The sequence below is a fragment of the Trueperaceae bacterium genome (genome assembly GCA_031581195.1).
Classification (GTDB): Bacteria; Deinococcota; Deinococci; order Deinococcales; family Trueperaceae; genus SLSQ01.
This window is the reverse complement of the sequence record JAVLCF010000189.1, coordinates 1-2,581: the sequence shown is the minus strand read 5'-3', so window position 1 is coordinate 2,581 and position 2,581 is coordinate 1. Positions and strand designations below refer to the sequence as shown.

The following is a 2,581-nucleotide window of genomic DNA, read 5'->3' as shown; positions in this document are numbered from 1 at the left end:
CCTCGAGTACGGACGCAACGAGGTCGGCCTCCTCCGGGACCTCGACCGGGTGCGCGCTACCCTGGCGACCTGACCCGCCGACGCGCCTCCCCCCACGCGTCCGTCGCGCCCCCCGCCCCGTGGCCCGCCGCGGGGTGCGGTAGCCTTGCCCTTTCGGAGGCGCCGACGCACGGCGCCGGGAGGGAGACGGCATGCTGACGGCGCTCGGGGGCCTCGCGCTCCTGCTGCTCGGGATCGACCGGATCTCCGGCGCCCTCGAGGCGTGGGCCGGCGGCGCTCTGCGCCGCCTGTTGGCCCGCGCCGTCGACGGACGCCTCCAAGGGCTGTTCGCCGGCACGGTCGTCGCCGCCGCCACGCAGAGCGGGACCGCCACCGCCGTCACCACCCTCGGGTTCGTCGCGTCCGGCCTCGCGAGCGTCGCGAGCGGCCTGGCGATGTCGCTCGGCGCGAAGGTCGGCGCGACCCTCGCGATCCAGGTCGCCGCCTTCGCGCTCTCCGGCGTCGCGCTCCCCGCCGTCGGGCTGGGGTTCGTCGTCCGCCTCGTGCCCCGCCTCCGCGCGGCGGGCGACGCGGTGCTCGGGCTCGGGCTGCTGTTCCTGGGGTTGGACCTCGTCGTGGGCGCCGCCGCCGGCCTCGGCGAGGGCGAGGTCGCGGCGCTCCTGCTGCGCGCCGGCGCGCAGCACCCCTGGGCGGTCGCCCTCCTCGGGGTGGCGCTCGGTGCCCTGACCTCCAGCACGAACGCCGTCACCGCCCTCGCGCTCGGGGTGTTCGCGTCGGGCGCCGTGCCCCTCCCGACCGCCGTCGCGCTGGTGGTCGGCGGGAACGTCGGCGGCACGATCCTGCCCTGGTTCGCCGCCCGCGGCCTCGACGTGCCCGCGCGCCGCGTGGCGGTGGGGCACACGCTCCTCAAGGCGGTCGGGGCCGCCGCCCTGATCGCCGCCCTCGGGCCGGCGACCGCCTGGATCCCCGACGCCTGGCGCGACGCGCCGCGCACCCTCGCGAACGTCCACACCGCCTTCAATCTCGCCGTCGCCCTGCTCGCCCTCCCGTTCCTCGGGCCGCTCGCGCGCGGCCTCGCGCGGGCCCTCCCCGAGGCGGACGACGCCACCCGCCCGAAGTACCTGCGGCCCGACGCGGTCGACGACCCGGCGCTCGCGAGCGGCATGGTGCAGCGCGAGGTCGTGCGCGTCAGCGACCAGATCGACCGCATGCTGCAGGACGCCGCCGCCGGCCTGCGGACCGGCGACTGGAGCCCCGAGACGGTCGCCGCCCTCGAGGCGAAGGTCGACCGCCTCACGCACGCCGTCGTCGACTACCTGGCCCGGACGCGCAGGGCGCACGGCGAGGACGCCGCCAGCGAAGCGTGGTTGTTGATGGTCACCGAACTCGAGCACGTCGGCGACCAGATCCGTCGGATGGCGCGCCGCGAGGACCGACTGCGCGCGCAGGGGCTCGCCTTCTCGCGGGTGGGTCGCACCGAACTCGCCGACACCCTCGCGCGCGTCGAGGACCGCGCCCGCACGGCCTTCACCGCCCTCGCCACCCGCGACCGGGCGTTGGCGCGCCAGGTCGTCGACGGTCGGCCCGTGCTCGAGGCGCACGTCGCCGCGATGCGCGTCGCGCACCTCGGGCGGCTCGAGGAGTCGCTCGCGACGTCGCGCGCCTCGTCGTCGCACCACCTGGAGATGCTCTCCACCATCCGCCAGATCGACGCCAGCGTCACCCGCATCGCCGGTTGGGTCGCCGACGCCCCCGACGCGCCCCCGACCGCGCGGCCCGGCGCGCGGCCCGACGGGGACGCCGGCGAGGGCGGCCCCACGCCGTACCTCGAGGAGATCGGGTCGTCGCCGGACGGGCGCGACTGAGGGGGACCCCCTCCAGGAGGGACCGACTCCAGGGGTTCGCGTCGGCTCAGGTGACGGTCGCCCGCGCGTCGTCGTACGCCCGGTGGGCGCCCCGCGCGAGCAGGTCCGCGATCCGGTCCACGGCGTGCCAGAGGTCCTCGAACCCGACGTAGAGCGGCGCGACGCCCAAGCGGATGCCGCTCCCCTCGCGGTAGTCGGGGATCACGCCGACGTCGATCATCGCCTTCGTCAGGCGGTACCCCTCCGGGTGGTGCACCGTGACGTGGGAGCCGCGCCGGTCCGCGTCGCGGGGGCTGGCGACGCGCACCCCGTGCTCCGCCAGGCGGCCGTCCACCAACGCGATCAGGTACGTCGTCAGGGCGACCGACGCGTCGCGCACCGCGTCGATGCCCGCCTCCCGCACGAGGTCGACGCCCGGCTCCATCGCCAGGAGCGACAGGACGGGCGGCGTGCCGACCGTGAAGCGGGCCATGCCGGGCGCCGGCGCGTACGCCGTCCCGAAGTCGAACGGGTCGGTCTGCCCGAACCAGCCCTGGATCGGTTGCGTCAGGCGGTCCTGCAGGTCGCGACGGACGTACGCGAACGCCGGCGCGCCCGGCCCCCCGTTCAGGTACTTGTAGGTGCAGCCGACCGCCAGGTCGGCCGCCCACCCGTTCAGGTCGACCGGCGTCGCGCCGACCGCGTGCGACAGGTCCCACAGCACCCGCGCACCCACC

General features: G+C 76.8%; 2 protein-coding genes. One reads left to right on the top strand and one right to left on the bottom strand.

Going from position 1 to position 2,581, the window contains the following annotated elements; genetic code table 11:
• Positions 1-191: 191 nt before the first annotated feature.
• Entirely contained in the window at positions 192-1,865 is a 1,674-nt protein-coding gene (locus RI554_11270; protein ID MDR9392594.1) for a Na/Pi symporter, read from the top strand.
• Positions 1,866-1,911: 46 nt separating this feature from the next.
• On the opposite strand, the gene RI554_11265 is transcribed toward RI554_11270, so the two are convergent.
• The coding region (locus RI554_11265) for an aminotransferase class V-fold PLP-dependent enzyme (GenBank protein MDR9392593.1) at positions 1,912-2,581 on the bottom strand (670 nt) is incomplete at its 5' end.

Excerpts from the sequence above, each read along its gene's own strand:
- RI554_11270 (MDR9392594.1), top strand. The coding sequence starts at position 192 with ATGCTGACGGCGCTCGGGGGCCTCGCGCTCCTGCTGCTCGGGATCGAC.